Genomic DNA, 15,500 nt, shown 5'->3' with positions numbered 1-15,500 from the left:
GAGTTTCCCGGCGGGTTATAACAGGGGGGTCTACTCCAGTCGCAGGAATGATCCGTTATGGAAAAAGAGACCCGCCTCACCCCCGATCAGCTTTACCGTCACTGCAACACCGAGTTGCTGCCTTTCAAGACAACCGAGACTCTTGAGCCCTATACCGGCTTCTTTGGCCAGGAACGTGCCGTCGAAGCGATGGAGTTTGGCATCGGTATGAAACGCCCTGGCTATAACATGTTTGTTATGGGCAACCCGCATACCGGACGTTTCTCATTTGCCATCGAGAGTATCCGCGCTATCGCTAAGAAAGAGCTGAAAAGGACCAGCGACTGGTGCTATCTCAACAATCTGGAAGAAACCCGTAACCCTATTGTTATCCAGCTGCCTGCGGGAAAAGGCTGGGTATTTAAGCGGGATATTAAACATCTGATAGAGGGGATTCTCACCGAACTGCCTGCGGCATTTGAAAGCCCCGCCTATCAGCGCAAAAAAAGTAAGGTAGAGCGGGATTTTAATCGGCTCTATGATCAGGCGATTGAGAAAGTTGACAGTATGGCCCGGGAGCACAGCATCGCCGTTTATCGGGATGCGGGCAGTATCGGTTTTACACCGGTAGCCGAGGGTCAGGGGATGGATGAAGCCGCATTCTCCCAGTTGCCGGAAGAGATTCGTGACGAATTCACCCGCAACATTGCCAAGCTGGAAGAGTATCTTAATGAAGAACTCGCCAGCATGCCCAAGTGGCGTCGGGAAGCTGGCGACAAAATGAAAGTGCTGGACCGGGAAACCTCCCGTAATGCGGTAGCGCCGCTGATCCAGCCGCTGCGGGAAAAATACCATAATTTTTCCGGGGTGCCTGACTATCTCAGTCAGCTGGAATCCAATCTGGTGAAAAACGCGCTGGATATTATCGAAGAGGATAAGCCCAACGAAGCACGCACCGATCTGGCCCGGCGGCAGTATATGGAAAACACCTTTGGCGTGAACATGCTGGTGGACAACCAGAAAACCAAAGGTGCCCCGGTGGTGTTTGAAACCCACCCTACCTACGACAACCTGTTTGGCCGGGTTGAATACAACTCCGAGATGGGGGCACTGAGCACCAACTTTCAGCTGATTCGCTCAGGTGCGTTGCACCGGGCCAATGGTGGTTATCTGGTGCTGGAGTCAGAGAAGCTGCTGGAACAGCCGTTTGTCTACGGCGCGTTGAAGCGTGCTCTGAAATCCCATGAGATCCGCATTGAAAACCCGATGTCAGAGATGACCGGCATGGGCACCATCACCCTGGCGCCGCAGTCGATCCCGCTGAATGTCAAAGTGGTGCTGATCGGCACCCGGGAAACCTACTACCTGCTACAGGAACTGGATCATGACTTTGAGAAGATGTTCCGGGTGGTGGTGGATTTCGATGAAGATGTAAAACGCGAGCCCGCCACCATCCGCAGCTATGCCCGACTGATGAAAACCCTGGCCGATGAAGAGGGGCTGGCACCGCTGAACCGCCAGGCGGTCGCCCGGCTGGTGGAACACAGCTCCCGGCTGACCGAGGATCAGGAACTGCTGTCGGCCCACGTCGGCGAGCTGGTAGACCTGCTCTGCGAAGCGGACTACAAGCGGATTCGCAACCGCGATGACATTATCAATGACCAGCATGTGGAAATGGCGCTACAAGCCAAAGAGCGTCGTACCAGCCGTATCTCATCGAAGATCCTCGATAGTATTCTCAATGAAACCGTGCTTATCGATACCGATGGCGAGTCCTCAGGCCGCACCAACGGCCTGACCGTACTCGGCGTGGGCGATGTCTCCTTTGGTTTTCCCGCGCGTATTACCGTCACTGTACACCCCGGCAATCGGGGTATTGTCGATATCGAGCGGGAAGTTACCCTGGGCCAGCCGATCCACTCCAAAGGGGTGCTGATCCTGTCGGGTTATCTGGGTCACAAATACGCCAAAGACTTCCCCCTCACTCTGTCCGCCAGCATCGCTCTGGAGCAGTCCTATGGTTATGTGGATGGCGACAGCGCCTCAATGGCTGAAGTCTGTACCCTGATCTCCGCCCTGACCGATATCCCGATCAAGCAACAGTTCGCCATCACCGGCTCTATCAACCAGTACGGCGAAGTACAGGCCATCGGCGGCGTGAACGAAAAGATTGAAGGCTTCTTCAACCTCTGTAAAACCCGTGGCCTCACCGGCACCCAGGGAGTGATTATCCCGAAAGCCAACATCCGCAACCTGATGCTCAAACGCGAAGTAGTCGACGCCGTCGCCGAAGGCGAATTCTGCATCCATGGCGTCGCTACCGTAGACCAGTGCCTGGAACTGCTGATGGGCCGCAAAGCAGGCCAGCTGAAGGAGGATGGCAGCTTCACCCAACGGTCGGTGAATGCGGCGGTGGTGAAGCGACTGCGGGAGATCGCTAAGGCTAAGGCTTAACCGCGAAGCGGTTGGCCTTAGCTTTAGACCGCCGCTACGCGGCTAGCTAGAACGCGCTGCGCGCTTGCTAGACGTCACTGCGTGACTTGCTAGGGGCTAGGAAAAGCGTGGCTCGCTGCTCGAACGTCACAAAAAACGTGACTGGCTCGTTGCTCGAAAAAGCAAAGAAAAATAGCAGTTGTTAATATGGCTGCTGGGATAGAGTTTAATTGGATGGGTAAAGGAGTACTCGTATTGTAGTCTGTGATTTTGATTAGGTTATGTCGCTCGCCGATGCACTGACAATCAGACGGATATTCAGGATGAATACCATGAATCTTGTTCCCTCCTCTGGCAGCCCTTGTTGTTGCATATCGAGTCCACATTCCTGCGATCAGACTTTTGAGATGCATCGCTAATTAAGCTAAATAATACGTTTGACGATATATATGCTGTAGGGTATATTTTGAGAAGCTAAGGACAGCTCATGACGTGGGAAATACTATATACAGATGAGTATGAGAGCTGGTTTCTCGGGCTAACCGATGCTGAACAAATAGACGTTCAGGCAATGGTCGACGTTCTCGAAATCAAAGGCCCTAATCTTGGACGCCCTCATGCTGACACGATTAAGGGCACAAAGAGGGTTAAAAACCTTAAGGAGCTGGTCATTCAGCATGCAGGGAAGCCCTACAGGGTTTTCTATGCCTTTGACCCGAAGCGACGCGCTGTTCTTCTGTGTGGTGGTCGCAAGGATGGATCGAAAGATAAACAGTTTTACAAACAGATGGTACCGCTAGCTGAAGCAGAGTTTGCGGATCACTTAAAAAGTGAAGGCCTCAAGTAGGTCTGGGACAGGTAAAATGGCCAAGCCGTTAAGTGAACTTCGCAAGAAAATGAGTCCTGAGGTGCAGGCTGCCGCACGTGCAAAAGCCGTTGGCATCGTTGCAGAGATGTCGCTGGCAGAAACCCGTAAACTGCGTGGACGCAGTCAGGCGGTGGTGGCTCGCGCCTTGGGTATAGCCCAACCTAATGTCTCTCAAATTGAAAAGCGCCCAGACACAATGGTCAGCACACTGGCGTCCTACGTTGAAGCCCTGGGCGGAACGCTCGAAATCCATGCGAAATTTCCAGATGGGCAAGATGTCGAGATCACTCAGTTCAAAAAAGCTTGAAAGCCGTAGCTCGTCGCTCGAACGTCTCAAAGAGCGTGGCTTGCTCGAAAGAGAAGAGGCTGATTTATTTCCTAGGCTATTTAAACGATAAAAAATAAATCTGTCCCCTTTTCTTATTATTAAATCAATAGGTTCAGAGTGTTTGATTCGATGACTGGAATAATTTACCAATAATGAATTGCTCAAGGAGGAGTTTGTGAGAAAAGAAAGATATTTTCATATAGTGAGTGCGTGGGGGTTATATCTTTCGCTTTTAGTATCACTATCATTTTATATACTGGGTAGTTTTTATTATGCGATAAAGGATGCTAGTATTGATGGTGTTCTTGATTTTGTTCATCTGTTTAATCTGATTTTTGTTGTCTTGTTTGGGGTCGTTCTAATCGTCAGAGCCGTTGACGTTTTTAGATATGGGGATTTTAGCCTGTATTATTATATGATACGTCATCTTGATTTTATTGGATGGATTGTTGTTGTTTTAATGTCGGCCACATTACTTATTTTTTCAATTGAATTTATTCCGTTTTCATATGTGTATATTGGTATTTATAAGTATTTACCTTTTGAAAAGTTAATCGTTCTCGTTTCTCTATCTGACCTGTTGTTATCAGTGCTCTATAACAAGGGTGATAAAATAGATGTATCTGTGCTTTGCCAAAATAAGTCTAAGCTTGGTAAATATATATCTGAAAGAAGAAAGTTATTTTTGGTATCTTCATTAACAATACTGTTTTTAATAAATTCAATTACGTATGTTAAAGATAACTATGTGGTTATTTCTGGCAGTACTGGTGATAGTGAGCTTCAGTTCGTCAGCGAGGGTCCTTTGGCTTTTAAAATTCCATACTTTCAGAGATTCAGCTACTTCTTTACAGGGAAATCAACGAGTAAAGCCCATATAATAACATCTGATGCTCATATAATTGTTGAGTATAGCTTTGTTCCTGATGTTAATATAAGTAAACTCTGTGCCGGGTATGACAGGTATGGAATTTGTAACCAGTTAATGCTATCAAATAGAATTAACGACTTATATTCGCCAATATTGAAAAGAGATCTTTCTGGGGTTGATTCTTATACAGAGGAGTTGATTGAGGAAAAATTTATGTTATTTAACCAATTAGATGACGTTAATGCCATGATGTATGCAAAGGGTGATAAGTGGTATAAAGAGCTCACTGTTGAAAGGATTGAAATAATAAAGAAATAATTAGATATTAAATAATGGGATGGTGGGAAAGGAAACAGATATTTCTGGCTTTTCTTTGCCTGAAAAAGTAAACGCTTGGCTTAAAAAGCTATGGTTTCTCAGCTAAGCTCTACAGGCGTGATGACTTCACATGGAGGGGTATTGATATGAATTATAGGGTAATACTATTAGCTACTATTTTATTTACGTCAAGCTATAGCTTTGCTGGATTTAGTAGCTACGAAAACTTCAGTAGTAACGGAGGAGTAGTCGCTCCGATCATGCTCAACGAGCAAGGGCTTTTTAACTTAGCGGTATCAGTTCAATTTATCAGAGAACCTTACGAAAAAGCTCCCTATGAGTCTGATGAATATCACTCATTGATTTCAAGGCTAAGTGTGGAGTGGCAAGGCGTAGCTATCCAGAATATCCTTGATACTCCGTCAATAGAGCATGCAGATCTCAGTGATATAAAGAAAGCGATTGAGTCCTCTATAGATAAGTTAATAAGAGAGACTAAATCTAAATATGGTATTAAAGATTCCACAGAGGTCGTGTACACAGTAGATAGTTTTTATCTCACTGAAGCAGCCCGAAAATAAATTAGTGACTCGGCCCTTAATGCTCAATCCGATTTCTGGAAGGACGATGACAGCTGTATGCAATGAATCTCAGCAGCACCAAAGCCGCCTCCTCGCTCTTGCTTTTTCAGCAAGTAAAACGAAGTTTTACGTCGAGCAACGAGCAACGAGCAACGGCTTTTGCCTTTTCTAGCAAGGAAACGAAGTTTCCGTCTAACCACTAGCTAGCCGCGAAGCGGCGATCTAGCTACTCGTCGTACCCTTCGGCGATATGCCTATCCTTGAGCTTGACATAATTCCCCGCCGTATAGGTAAAGAACGCCATCTCTTTTTCCGTCAGCGCTCTCACCTCTTTGACCGGGCGGCCGACGTAGAGGTGGCCGCTTTTCAGGACTTTTCCGGGGGGCACCAGGCTGCCGGCGCCGATGATGATATCGTCTTCTACCACCGCACCGTCCATGATCATTGCGCCCATGCCGACGAGTATGCGGCTGCCGAGGGTGCAGCCGTGCAGCATCGCCTGATGGCCGATGGTGACGTCATCGCCGATGGTCAGCGGGAAGCCGTTGGGGTTGAAGGGGCCTGCGTGGGTGATATGCAGCACGGAGCCGTCCTGAACGCTGGTGCGGTTGCCGATGCGGATGCGGTGCATATCGCCGCGGATGACGGTTAAGGGCCACACCGAGACATCATCGCCCAGTTCAACATCGCCGATGACCACGGCGGTCGGGTCGACAAAAACAGCGTTGCCCAGTTTGGGGGTGATGCCCTGATAGCTGCGGATGGTCATATGTTTCTCTCTGTAGGATGCTCAGGTCGGATTTCTATAATAAACGCTCCGGGGTGATTGAAAATAGCCTGTCACTACCCCATCTAATAAAGAGTGCGTTTTTATATCCCTGTTCAGGAGTTTATATGTCAAATCCATTGCTGCAAAACCATCTGCTGCCGCCTTTTTCTGAGATTAAACCTGAACAGGTAGAGCCTGCCGTTGATCAACTGCTGGCCGATTGCCGTGCTGTGGTTGAGACGGTGCTGAAGGGTAATGACTCACCCGACTGGAATAATCTGGTGGTGCCACTGGAGCAGAGTCATGACCGTCTGGCGAAGGCCTGGTCGCCGGTGTCGCATATGAACTCGGTGGTCAATAGTGATGCGATGCGCGATGCTTACAACGCCTGCCTGCCGAAACTGTCGCAGTTCTGGACTGAGATGGGGCAGCATCAGGGGCTGTTTGAGGCCTATGAGAAGCTTGCCAACAGCACGGCCTATAACGATCTGGACGAGGCGCAGCGCAAGGTGATCGATAATACCCTGCGGGATTTCCGCCTGTCAGGTATCGCCCTGGCGGATGCAGATAAAAAGCGCTATGGCGAGTTGCAGCAGAAACTCTCGGAGCTGACGACGAAGTTTTCTGAGAATGTGATGGATGCAACCGATGGCTGGAGCAAGCTGATCACCGATGAAGCGGAGCTGGCCGGGCTGCCGGAAAGTGCGCTGGCGGCGGCTAAACAGTTGGCTGAGGGCAAAGGTGAAGATGGCTGGCTGGTGACGCTGGACTTCCCTTCCTATTTTGCGGTGATCACCTATGCGGATAACCGTGAGCTGCGCCGCGAGCTGTATGAAGCCTTTGCCACCCGCGCCTCGGATCAGGGACCGGGTGCCGGTCAGTGGGATAATAGCGCGATTATGACTGAGATTCTGACGTTGCGGACGGAGCTGGCTAAGTTACTCGGTTTTGAAAACTATGCCGCTTACAGTCTGGCGACCAAAATGGCGGAAACTCCGGAGCAGGTGGTCAGTTTCCTTAATGATCTGGCTGGTATGAGTCGCCCGCAGGCGGAAAAGGAGTATCAGGAGCTGCAGGACTTCGCCCTGGAAGAGTTCAATGAGCCGGAGCTGGAGTCCTGGGATATTGCCTATTACAGTGAAAAACTGAAGCAGGCCCGCTATGCGATCTCCCAGGAGGAGCTGCGCCCCTACTTCCCGATGACCAAAGTCCTCGATGGGATGTTCAAAATTACCGGCAAGCTGTTTGCAATTGAGATTGAAGAGGTCACTGAGTTTGATCGCTGGCATAAAGATGGCCGGTTGTTTAATGTCAGTCGCGACGGAGAACTGATCGCCCGCTTCTTCCTTGACCCCTATGCCCGGGCGAAAAAACGTGGCGGCGCATGGATGGATGATTGTCGGGTACGGCGTATTGATAATGGTGTGTTGCAGCTGCCGGTGGCCTATCTGGTGTGCAACTTTAACCCGCCAATTGGTGATAAACCGGCGCTGCTGACCCATAACGAAGTCACCACCCTGTTCCACGAGTTTGGTCATGGTCTGCACCATATGCTGACGAAGATTGAGTATGCGGATGTCAGTGGTATCAACGGGGTCGCCTGGGATGCGGTGGAGTTACCCAGCCAGTTTCTGGAAAACTGGTGTTATGAGCCGGAAGCGCTGGCACTGATCTCTGGCCACTACGAGACCGGTGAAACCCTGCCTCTGGAGCTGCTGGAAAAGATGCTGGCGGCGAAAAACTTTCAGTCCGGTATGATGATGGTGCGCCAGCTGGAACTGTCTCTGTTCGATTTTCAGCTGCACCGTGAGTATAAACCCGGCGTCACTCATGTTCAGACGGTGCTGGACCGTATTCGCAAAGAGGTGGCGGTGATCACCCCTCCGGCTTTTAACCGCTTTCAGCACAGCTTCAGCCACATCTTTGCCGGGGGCTATGCGGCGGGCTACTACAGCTATAAGTGGGCTGAGGTGCTCTCTGCGGATGCCTTCTCCCGCTTTGAAGAGGAGGGCGTATTCAATACCGATACCGGCCGGTCTTTCCGTGAGAATATTCTCGAGATGGGCGGTTCTAAAGAGCCGATGGAGCTGTTTGTTGCCTTCCGGGGGCGTGAACCCAGTGTCGAAGCGTTGCTGCGTCATTCCGGTATAACTGCCTAGGCCAACAGGCACATTTCTGGGGTATAATTCTGCAGGCACAGAGGCTCTGGTCTCTTTGCCTGCTTTTAACGTCAACGGTTGAAAAAGTTATGACAATTGTTAAACGGTTTATCGCCGGTGCTGTATGTCCCCGCTGCGGCGAGATGGATACCCTGAAAATGTACCGGGATGAGAGTCGTGAGTACCGTGAATGCGTGCGCTGTGATTTCAGCGATTCGATGGCGCTGGATGGCTCTGATCAGCCGCAGGGTGAACTGGATACCCGGGTTAACCGGGGGGGGCATGTTGAGCTGGAACCGGCGCAGCCACTGAACTTTGTAACTAATCCGGTCTCGACGAAGCATTAACTCGGCGCGGTTTGAGGAATCTCTATGTGTCATCGTTGTGCCTGGGCAACCGCTACCGAACTGGAACAGCAGTACCATGATGAGGTCTGGGGTGTGCCCCAGGCCAATGATCAGCAGTTGTTTGAATATCTGATTCTGGAAGGCGCGCAGGCGGGCCTGAGCTGGCGCACGATTCTGCAAAAGCGGGAAGGCTATAGCCGTCTCTATGAGGGCTTTGATCCAGCGACGGTCGCCGCCTTTACCCCGGAAAAGATTGAGCAGATGCTGCTGGATCCCGGTATTGTCCGCAACCGCCTGAAAGTGAATGCATCGGTCAAGGGCGCTAATATTTTTCTTGAACTGGCGGCCAGGCATGGCAGCTTTGCGAACTATATCTGGCAGTTTGTCGATGGCCAGCCGATACAGAACAGCTGGAACAGCCTGCAACAGTTGCCCGCTGAAACCGAGCAGTCCCGGGCGATGAGTAAAGCGCTGAAAAAGGCCGGGATGACCTTTGTCGGCCCAACTATCTGTTATGCCTTTATGCAGGCGACCGGGATGGTGAATGACCATGAGGTCAACTGTATACGCTATCAGCCCTGCCGCGAGCTGGGTGAGTCTTTTACGCTTTAATCTTTATTGCCTGCCCGGTAACTAACCCGGTAGATCAGCCCTGCCTGGTCATCGGAGATCAGCAGGCTGCCGTCACGGTCAGTGACAATATCCACCGGCCTGCCCCAGGCACTCTGCCCGTTTAGCCAGCCCTCAATAAACAGGGTTTGCGTCGGAGGTGTCACCGAGGTATCGACTCTGATCACCCGATAGCCCACCTTGCTGGAACGGTTCCATGAGCCATGTTCGGCGATAAACAGCGTGTTTTTATCGCTGTCGGGAAACTGGTCGCCGGTATAGAACGTCAGTCCCAGAGGGGCAACATGTGCTCCCAGTTTGAGTATAGGCGGTTGAAACGCCTCGAACGGCTGCCCCTGATAGAGTTGTGGATCGGGGATATCGCCGGCGTGCACAAAGGGGAAGCCAAAGTGCTGGCCTGGTTGTGTCAGCCGGTTAAGTTCATCATCGGGACGGTCATCCCCCAGATTATCCCGGCCATTATCGCTAAACCAGAGTTCATTGGTCAGTGGATGCCAGCTAAAGCCGACCGAGTTACGGATTCCCCGGGCCACGATGCTCTGCTGCCCGCTTTCCAGATTGAGCTTCATAATGGAGGCAAAACGAGGGTCTTCACTGAGGCAGATGTTGCAGGGTGCACCGAGATTAAAGTAGAGATCGCCATCGGGGCCGAATTTCAGGTATTTCCAGCCGTGGTGAGTGATGTTGGGCAGGTGGTCGGTAACCAGTTGAGCCTGGATCGAGTCTGTTTTGACGTTGTCGGCATTGGCGACTTTAAGAATGCGGCTGACCGCCGCGATATAGAGATCACCGTTACGCCAGGCGATGCCGCTGGGCATGTTCAGGCCCTGTAACAGAATCTCCCGCTGCTCATAGATGCCATCACCGTTAGTGTCTTTCAGGCGGTACACCTGCCCTGCTCTGCGACTGCCAACAAACAGCGTGCCGGGCTCACCCAGGGCGATCTGCCGGGCGTTCGCAGCCTCTGCCGCCACAGATATCTGAAAACCGGAAGCGAGCCTGAGCTGATCGAGAGGCTGCGTGGCCAGGCTGCTTTTTGACAGGCTCAAGAGCGTGGTGAGTATCAGGGGTGTCAGCTTCATAGCCACTTCGCTCCGGGATGTTGATATTCATGCCAGCGTAACCGGAATCGGTTAAACTCAGTCAACCATAGCTGATGATCTGCTGGTCTGCACCTGCCTGACACCATCTCAAGCGACCCGATCTCTTTCATTACCAACATTATTCTCAAAACGACAAACATGATGCTGCAACTGATACAGAATATTCCGCTGGGCTTACGCTATATGTTGCTCTCATCCATGGGCTTTGCGCTGATGGGGGCCACGGTTAAAACCGTCAGTCAGTATGGCATTCCACTAATGGAGATCGTCATTGCCCGGGCGCTGGTATCTCTGATCATCAGTTATGCCGACGTTAAACGTAAGCGCATTCCGGTCTGGGGACATAATAAGCTGCTGCTCAGTGCCCGGGGCATTGTCGGTGCGGCGGCACTGGTTTGTGTGTACTACTCGGTGACCACCCTGCCGCTGGCGGAAGCGACCATTCTGCAGTACATGCATCCGGTCTTTACCGCCCTGCTGGCGTTTATGCTATTGGGCGAGCGGGTGCAGTTTTCCACCATGATCTGTATTGTGCTGAGTATTACCGGGCTGGTGGTGATGGTGAAACCGGATCTTTTCTTTGCCGCCGAGACCGACTTGCCGTTGTTCAGTATTATGATGGCGTTGCTGGGGGCGTTTGGCAGTGCGATTGCCTATGTGATTGTCAGGCGGCTGAGTCAGACAGAGGACAGTTCGGTCATCATTCTCTATTTTCCGCTGATCGCGCTGCCTGCTGCTATTGTGTTGTCCGGTGGTGAGTTGGTCGCTCCCGATGGTTATGCCCTGATGTTGCTGATTCTGGTAGGTGTCTTCACGCAGGTGGGTCAGGTGGGGCTAACCAAGGCGATGCAGCATGAGGCGGCCAGTAAAGCGACCGCCTTCTCCTATATTCAGGTGATTTTTTCGATTCTGCTGGGCTGGTTTGTCTTCAGCGAACTGCCCTCCCTCTGGACGCTTACCGGGGGAGGACTGATCATTACCGGTGCACTGGTGAATGTGCTCTGGAAGCGCTGAGTCAGGCGACTTTGCGTAACGGCAGGCTGTATAGCGCCAGAAACTGCAGCAGCGCTGCTACCACCACTGAGGGGCCTGCCGGGGTATCAAACTGGGATGACGCGTAAAGGCCTAACAATACCGCGACAATTCCCAGCAGACTGGCAATTACCGCCATCTGTTCCGGCGAACTGGCCAGTCGCCGGGCGCTGGCGGCCGGGATAATCAGCAGCGAGGTGATCAGCAGAATTCCCACGACCTTCATCGCGATAGCGATTACGACGCCGATCAGTAACATCAGCGCCAGTCGTATCCGCGCCACCGGTACCCCCTCAACCTGGGCCAGCTCCTCATTGATGGTCACCGCCAGCAATGGATTCCACAGCCGCCAGATCAGTAACAGCACAATCGTGCCGCCGCCATAGATCCAGTAGAGGTCGTTGGGGGTGATCGCCAGCAGATCGCCAAACAGATATTCCATCAGGTCTACCCGGACATCATCCAGCAGTGACACCGCCACCAGGCCGAGCGACAGGCTGCTGTGGGCCATAATCCCCAGCAGCGTGTCGGTTGCCACCAGACGCTGGCGCTGCAGGCTCACCAGAATCAGCGCAAGAATGACACAGCAACTCACCACCGCCAGATTGAAATTGATATCAAACAGCACGCCAACCGCAATCCCCAGCAGCGCAGAGTGGGCCAGGGTATCGCCAAAATACGCCATCCGCCGCCATACTACAAAGGAACCCAGTGGCCCGGCCACCAGGGCCACGCCAATGCCCCCTAGCAGGGCCAGTAAGAGAAACTCAGGCATCAGTGAAGCCCTCCGCAATGGCTATGGCCCGTTTCTTCGTCCTTTGCCTCGGGTAATGGCACGATATCACCATGTTCGTTATGCTGGTGGTTATGGTGGTGGCTATAGAGTGCGAGATTTTCCGCACCGGGTACGCCAAACAGTTCGATATAGGATGGGTCTGAACTCACCTGTTCCGGATGGCCGGAGCAGCAGATATGGTGGTTCAGGCAGATTACCTGATCCGTCGCGGCCATCACCAGGTGCAGGTCATGGGAGATCATCAGTACTGAACAGTTGTACTTATCGCGGATGCTGGCGATCAGATTATAGAGTTCCACCTGACCGTTAATATCGACCCCCTGAGCGGGCTCATCCAGTACCAGTAACTCGGGTTTACGCAGCAGTGCCCGCGCCAGCATAACCCGCTGCATCTCACCGCCCGATAAGCTGTGGACTGATTGCTTTAACAGGTTTTCGGCACGTACCAACTCTAATGCCCGTTGCCGGTCGGCTACGCTGGCAAAGGCCGCGGTTTTCAGAAAGCGCTCGACGGTCAGGGGAAAGGTGGTATCGATATGCAGTTTCTGCGGCATATAGCCGATACGCAACGTTGGTGAGCGGTTAATCTCTCCGCTGGTGGGTGAGAGTAACCCCAGCACCGCCTTAACCAGGGTGGTTTTTCCTGCGCCATTGGGGCCGATCAGCGTGGTAATCTGGCCTGGCTTCAACACCATTGAGACATTATTGATAACACTGTTCTCGCCAAAACTGATATTCAGGCCGTTAATCTCTACCAGGTTTGCCGGGCTCATAGGTGCTCCTGGCAATTTGGGCAGTGACCGAGAATCTCAATGTTTTCCTGCTCAACGGAAAACCCGGCATCGGTTGCGAAGCGCTGAATGCTGCCGTGTAACTCCGGGGATTCAAGTTCCGCTGTGGTGCCACAGCTTTGGCAGATGAGGAAATAGCCAAAGTGGTTATGGTCCGGATGGCTGCAACCAATAAAGGCGTTCAGTGTCGCCAGCCGGTGCACCAGTCCCTGCTCCTGCAGGAAATCCAGGGCACGATAGACGGTGGGGGGAGCGGAGTTAAATCCCGCTTTGGCGATAGCGGGCAGCAGGTCATATGCTCCCAGCGGCTTATGGCTTTGCCAGATGAGCTTGAGCACCAGTTCACGAATTTTTGTTAGTCGCTGACCGTTTGTTTTGCACAGATCCTGAGCATGCTGCAACGCCGCTTTAACACAGCGGCTGTGGTCATGATCGGGCTGGTGAGCAATATTGTTTATGGTGTGAGGGGCCATAATAAAACCAGTTGCCAAATTAATTGTTATATTATAACTTTGCGTTTCTTTAATTAACAGTGGCATCTTACCAATGATTACCAGATTATCCTCAACTTTTTCCATTTTGTTGCTTAGCTCTGCACTCTGGTCGACTCAGGCGGCGCATGCTGAACAGGTTAAGCTGCTGGCCAGTATTAAGCCGATACAGCTGATTGCTGAAGATATGCTGGGGGATCTGGCAGAGGTTGATGTTTTGCTGCCACCGGGAAGTTCCCCTCACCATTACTCACTAAAACCGTCGGCGATAGGCCAGATACATGCTGCCGACCTGTTTATCTGGGGAGGCCCGGGGCTTGAGTTGTTTTTGACGAAAACGGTAAGTCAGTTGGAACACCCTGCCCTGACGTTGCTTGAAGAGGGAGAGGTACATCATCACGAAGAGGCTCAAGCTGACGACAGTGAAGCATCTCATGCCGATGAGGCCGATAGCGCAGATGAGGACGGTCATCATGATCATGACCATGGCGGCAGTGACCCCCATTTCTGGATGTCACCTGAGCGGGCGCTGGCTGCGGCTGATCTGATTAAAGATCGGCTGGTGGAGCGCTATCCGGCGGATGCGGCGCTTTACGAACAGGCCTATAACAACTTTGCTGCCCGGCTTTCTGTCACCGATCAGCAGCTACAGCAACAGTTGAAAGCGGTGGGTGATACTGGCTTTTATGTGTTTCACGATGCCTTTGGCAGTTTTGTTGAGCATTACCAGCTGCACCAGTTGGGATATTTTACAGTTGATCCTGGCCGCAAACCGGGCGCGCGTCGCCTGAGTGAGATTCGCGCTGCGCTGGAAAACGATCAGGCTCGCTGTGTGTTTGTTGAACCACAGTTCAAAGCACCGGTTGTTGATAGCCTGATTCGTGGGTTGGATATCCGTCTTGGAAGGCTTGATCCCCTTGCAGTTGATATCGATGCCGGCCCTGACGGATACAGCCATTATCTGCAATCACTGGCAGATAGTTTCACTAATTGTCTCTCCGGTGAATAAAAACGAAAAAAAGTGGTGGCGGGCACTTCACAAATGAAATGCTCGTCTTTATAATGCGCTCCTCTTTCGGAGCAGATGTGGTGGAATTGGTAGACACGCTAGCTTCAGGTGCTAGTGCTCGCAAGGGCGTGGGAGTTCGAGTCTCCCCATCTGCACCAACTTACTTTTCTTATGTTGTATCCCTCCGGTTTTATCTTTACTGCACCTCTTAATCTCTAAGCGTTTCTCATTGATTCTTCTATCTTTTTTCAGGCCCGACTGTCTGCATTGTTGCTGGCTGTAAATCGCTTTATTTTTTCACGGTGGTCTTGTCGGAGAAGAGGCTGCAGGAAGCGATATGGCCGCTATCAGGATGGCATGGAGCGGGACTGGGTTATTAAGGCGATAATCGCGGGGCAAAAAAAAGGCCACTAAAAAGTGGCCCAAAGGAGTCTCGTTTAGACCTATACGGTCCCGAATGAACGAGTGCTGTTAAAACTCTTTTTCTGGCGTTTATGTGTCAGACTTTTTAGCCAGTGACTCAGCGCTGTGAGCTGCTGAGAAATATATTCGTTACGTGCCAGTTGGCCTTGTCGTACGTAGTAGGCAGTATCGATCATGCCAAATTCGTCAACTTTAAAACCATTCTCATCTGTGTTCATGCTATGCACCAAAATAATTCATTAAACTGTCATGTCGTTAAATGAATCAACCGTTCAGGATTTATAACGCTTATCCGGATGTTTTCAGGTTAAGCTACTATTTTATAGTGTCTAGCGGTTGGATCATTGTTTCGTTGATGGTTATACTAAGGTCGCACTGCTTATAAAACAAACGACAGATTTTCAGCTTTAATGTGAAATATATTCACTTATTGAGGTGTGTATCAGACGCTTACCCCCTTTGAACGCTCTGCGCAGTTTTGAGTCGGCTGCCCGACTGGGTAGTTTTAATAAAGCGGCGGAGGAGTTGTATGTGACCCCCTCTGCGGTGAGTCATCAGATTAAATCCCTTGA

The 15,500-nt window shown here is 51.4% G+C and carries 17 protein-coding genes and 1 tRNA gene; 12 read left to right on the top strand and 6 right to left on the bottom strand.

Going from position 1 to position 15,500, the window contains the following annotated elements; all coding sequences use genetic code 11:
• Nucleotides 1-57: 57 nt before the first annotated feature.
• From ACQY8X_RS07950 to ACQY8X_RS07930, 5 genes are all read left to right on the top strand, one after another.
• Entirely contained in the window at nt 58-2,433 is a 2,376-nt protein-coding gene (locus ACQY8X_RS07950) for a Lon protease family protein (RefSeq protein WP_428034615.1), read from the top strand.
• A 466-nt stretch (nt 2,434-2,899) separates the two neighbouring features.
• Nucleotides 2,900-3,259, top strand: a complete 360-nt coding sequence (locus tag ACQY8X_RS07945; protein ID WP_428034614.1) for a type II toxin-antitoxin system RelE/ParE family toxin — start codon at nt 2,900-2,902, stop codon at nt 3,257-3,259.
• Nucleotides 3,260-3,275: 16 nt separating this feature from the next.
• Nucleotides 3,276-3,587: an XRE family transcriptional regulator gene (locus ACQY8X_RS07940; protein WP_428034613.1), complete on the top strand. Its 312-nt coding sequence runs from the start codon at nt 3,276-3,278 to the stop codon at nt 3,585-3,587.
• Nucleotides 3,588-3,783: 196 nt separating this feature from the next.
• A complete protein-coding gene (locus ACQY8X_RS07935) occupies nt 3,784-4,797 on the top strand; it encodes a hypothetical protein (RefSeq protein WP_428034612.1) in 1,014 nt (337 codons plus the stop codon).
• Between the two features lie 146 nt (nt 4,798-4,943).
• Nucleotides 4,944-5,378, top strand: a complete 435-nt coding sequence (locus ACQY8X_RS07930) for a hypothetical protein (RefSeq protein WP_428034611.1) — start codon at nt 4,944-4,946, stop codon at nt 5,376-5,378.
• Between the two features lie 226 nt (nt 5,379-5,604).
• Here ACQY8X_RS07930 and ACQY8X_RS07925 read toward each other — a convergent pair whose 3' ends face one another.
• Complete coding sequence (locus ACQY8X_RS07925; RefSeq protein WP_428034610.1) at nt 5,605-6,147, bottom strand: gamma carbonic anhydrase family protein; 543 nt, start codon at nt 6,145-6,147, stop codon at nt 5,605-5,607.
• A gap of 125 nt (nt 6,148-6,272) precedes the next feature.
• Here ACQY8X_RS07925 and prlC point away from each other — a divergent pair, with 125 nt between their 5' ends.
• The 3 genes from prlC to ACQY8X_RS07910 all read left to right on the top strand — a co-directional run bounded on the left by prlC (nt 6,273) and on the right by ACQY8X_RS07910 (nt 9,265).
• Nucleotides 6,273-8,306, top strand: coding sequence for an oligopeptidase A (gene prlC / locus ACQY8X_RS07920; protein ID WP_428034609.1), 2,034 nt, complete (start codon nt 6,273-6,275; stop codon nt 8,304-8,306).
• A gap of 89 nt (nt 8,307-8,395) precedes the next feature.
• Nucleotides 8,396-8,653 carry a YheV family putative zinc ribbon protein gene (locus ACQY8X_RS07915; RefSeq protein WP_428034608.1) on the top strand — a complete coding sequence of 86 codons (258 nt, stop codon included), beginning with the start codon at nt 8,396-8,398 and terminating at the stop codon, nt 8,651-8,653.
• A 24-nt stretch (nt 8,654-8,677) separates the two neighbouring features.
• On the top strand, nt 8,678-9,265 hold the full coding sequence (locus tag ACQY8X_RS07910; protein WP_428034607.1) for a DNA-3-methyladenine glycosylase I: 588 nt from the start codon (nt 8,678-8,680) through the stop codon (nt 9,263-9,265).
• On the opposite strand, the gene ACQY8X_RS07905 is transcribed toward ACQY8X_RS07910, so the two are convergent.
• On the bottom strand, nt 9,262-10,365 hold the full coding sequence (locus ACQY8X_RS07905; protein ID WP_428034606.1) for a PQQ-dependent sugar dehydrogenase: 1,104 nt from the start codon (nt 10,363-10,365) through the stop codon (nt 9,262-9,264). The genes ACQY8X_RS07910 and ACQY8X_RS07905 overlap by 4 nt on opposite strands.
• 159 nt (nt 10,366-10,524) lie before the next feature.
• Here ACQY8X_RS07905 and ACQY8X_RS07900 point away from each other — a divergent pair, with 159 nt between their 5' ends.
• A complete protein-coding gene (locus ACQY8X_RS07900) occupies nt 10,525-11,400 on the top strand; it encodes a DMT family transporter (RefSeq protein WP_428034605.1) in 876 nt (291 codons plus the stop codon).
• A gap of 1 nt (nt 11,401) precedes the next feature.
• Here ACQY8X_RS07900 and znuB read toward each other — a convergent pair whose 3' ends face one another.
• The 3 genes from znuB to ACQY8X_RS07885 are packed head-to-tail and all read right to left on the bottom strand — an operon-like array spanning nt 11,402 to nt 13,478.
• Entirely contained in the window at nt 11,402-12,193 is a 792-nt protein-coding gene (znuB, locus tag ACQY8X_RS07895) for a zinc ABC transporter permease subunit ZnuB (RefSeq protein ID WP_428034604.1), read from the bottom strand.
• Nucleotides 12,193-12,987, bottom strand: coding sequence for a zinc ABC transporter ATP-binding protein ZnuC (gene znuC, locus ACQY8X_RS07890; RefSeq protein WP_428034603.1), 795 nt, complete (start codon nt 12,985-12,987; stop codon nt 12,193-12,195). The genes znuB and znuC overlap by 1 nt, the downstream gene beginning before the upstream one ends.
• Nucleotides 12,984-13,478, bottom strand: a complete 495-nt coding sequence (locus ACQY8X_RS07885) for a Fur family transcriptional regulator (protein WP_428034602.1) — start codon at nt 13,476-13,478, stop codon at nt 12,984-12,986. Before ACQY8X_RS07885 ends, znuC begins: the two co-directional genes overlap by 4 nt.
• A gap of 73 nt (nt 13,479-13,551) precedes the next feature.
• Here ACQY8X_RS07885 and znuA point away from each other — a divergent pair, with 73 nt between their 5' ends.
• Nucleotides 13,552-14,505: a zinc ABC transporter substrate-binding protein ZnuA gene (gene znuA, locus ACQY8X_RS07880; RefSeq protein WP_428034601.1), complete on the top strand. Its 954-nt coding sequence runs from the start codon at nt 13,552-13,554 to the stop codon at nt 14,503-14,505.
• Nucleotides 14,506-14,576: 71 nt separating this feature from the next.
• Nucleotides 14,577-14,663: transfer RNA gene (locus tag ACQY8X_RS07875), tRNA-Leu, on the top strand.
• Between the two features lie 285 nt (nt 14,664-14,948).
• On the opposite strand, the gene ACQY8X_RS07870 is transcribed toward ACQY8X_RS07875, so the two are convergent.
• Entirely contained in the window at nt 14,949-15,146 is a 198-nt protein-coding gene (locus tag ACQY8X_RS07870) for an RSP_7527 family protein (RefSeq protein ID WP_428034600.1), read from the bottom strand.
• A gap of 223 nt (nt 15,147-15,369) precedes the next feature.
• Here ACQY8X_RS07870 and ACQY8X_RS07865 point away from each other — a divergent pair.
• A partial coding sequence (locus ACQY8X_RS07865) for a LysR family transcriptional regulator (protein ID WP_428034657.1) occupies nt 15,370-15,500 on the top strand: 131 nt, incomplete at its 3' end.

The sequence above is a fragment of the Amphritea sp. genome, assembly GCF_050300915.1.
In the GTDB taxonomy this organism is placed as follows: Bacteria; Pseudomonadota; Gammaproteobacteria; order Pseudomonadales; family Balneatricaceae; genus Amphritea.
The sequence above is the reverse complement of the archived record's forward strand: the minus strand, read 5'-3'. Positions and strand labels throughout refer to the sequence as shown.

Excerpts from the sequence above, each read along its gene's own strand:
- ACQY8X_RS07950 (WP_428034615.1), top strand. The coding sequence starts at position 58 with ATGGAAAAAGAGACCCGCCTCACCCCCGATCAGCTTTACCGTCACTGC.
- ACQY8X_RS07945 (WP_428034614.1), top strand. The coding sequence starts at position 2,900 with ATGACGTGGGAAATACTATATACAGATGAGTATGAGAGCTGGTTTCTC.
- ACQY8X_RS07940 (WP_428034613.1), top strand. The coding sequence starts at position 3,276 with ATGGCCAAGCCGTTAAGTGAACTTCGCAAGAAAATGAGTCCTGAGGTG.
- ACQY8X_RS07930 (WP_428034611.1), top strand. The coding sequence starts at position 4,944 with ATGAATTATAGGGTAATACTATTAGCTACTATTTTATTTACGTCAAGC.
- ACQY8X_RS07925 (WP_428034610.1), bottom strand. The coding sequence starts at position 6,147 with ATGACCATCCGCAGCTATCAGGGCATCACCCCCAAACTGGGCAACGCT.
- prlC (WP_428034609.1), top strand. The coding sequence starts at position 6,273 with ATGTCAAATCCATTGCTGCAAAACCATCTGCTGCCGCCTTTTTCTGAG.
- ACQY8X_RS07915 (WP_428034608.1), top strand. The coding sequence starts at position 8,396 with ATGACAATTGTTAAACGGTTTATCGCCGGTGCTGTATGTCCCCGCTGC.
- ACQY8X_RS07910 (WP_428034607.1), top strand. The coding sequence starts at position 8,678 with ATGTGTCATCGTTGTGCCTGGGCAACCGCTACCGAACTGGAACAGCAG.
- ACQY8X_RS07905 (WP_428034606.1), bottom strand. The coding sequence starts at position 10,365 with ATGAAGCTGACACCCCTGATACTCACCACGCTCTTGAGCCTGTCAAAA.
- ACQY8X_RS07900 (WP_428034605.1), top strand. The coding sequence starts at position 10,525 with ATGATGCTGCAACTGATACAGAATATTCCGCTGGGCTTACGCTATATG.
- znuB (WP_428034604.1), bottom strand. The coding sequence starts at position 12,193 with ATGCCTGAGTTTCTCTTACTGGCCCTGCTAGGGGGCATTGGCGTGGCC.
- znuC (WP_428034603.1), bottom strand. The coding sequence starts at position 12,987 with ATGAGCCCGGCAAACCTGGTAGAGATTAACGGCCTGAATATCAGTTTT.
- ACQY8X_RS07885 (WP_428034602.1), bottom strand. The coding sequence starts at position 13,478 with ATGGCCCCTCACACCATAAACAATATTGCTCACCAGCCCGATCATGAC.
- znuA (WP_428034601.1), top strand. The coding sequence starts at position 13,552 with ATGATTACCAGATTATCCTCAACTTTTTCCATTTTGTTGCTTAGCTCT.
- ACQY8X_RS07870 (WP_428034600.1), bottom strand. The coding sequence starts at position 15,146 with ATGAACACAGATGAGAATGGTTTTAAAGTTGACGAATTTGGCATGATC.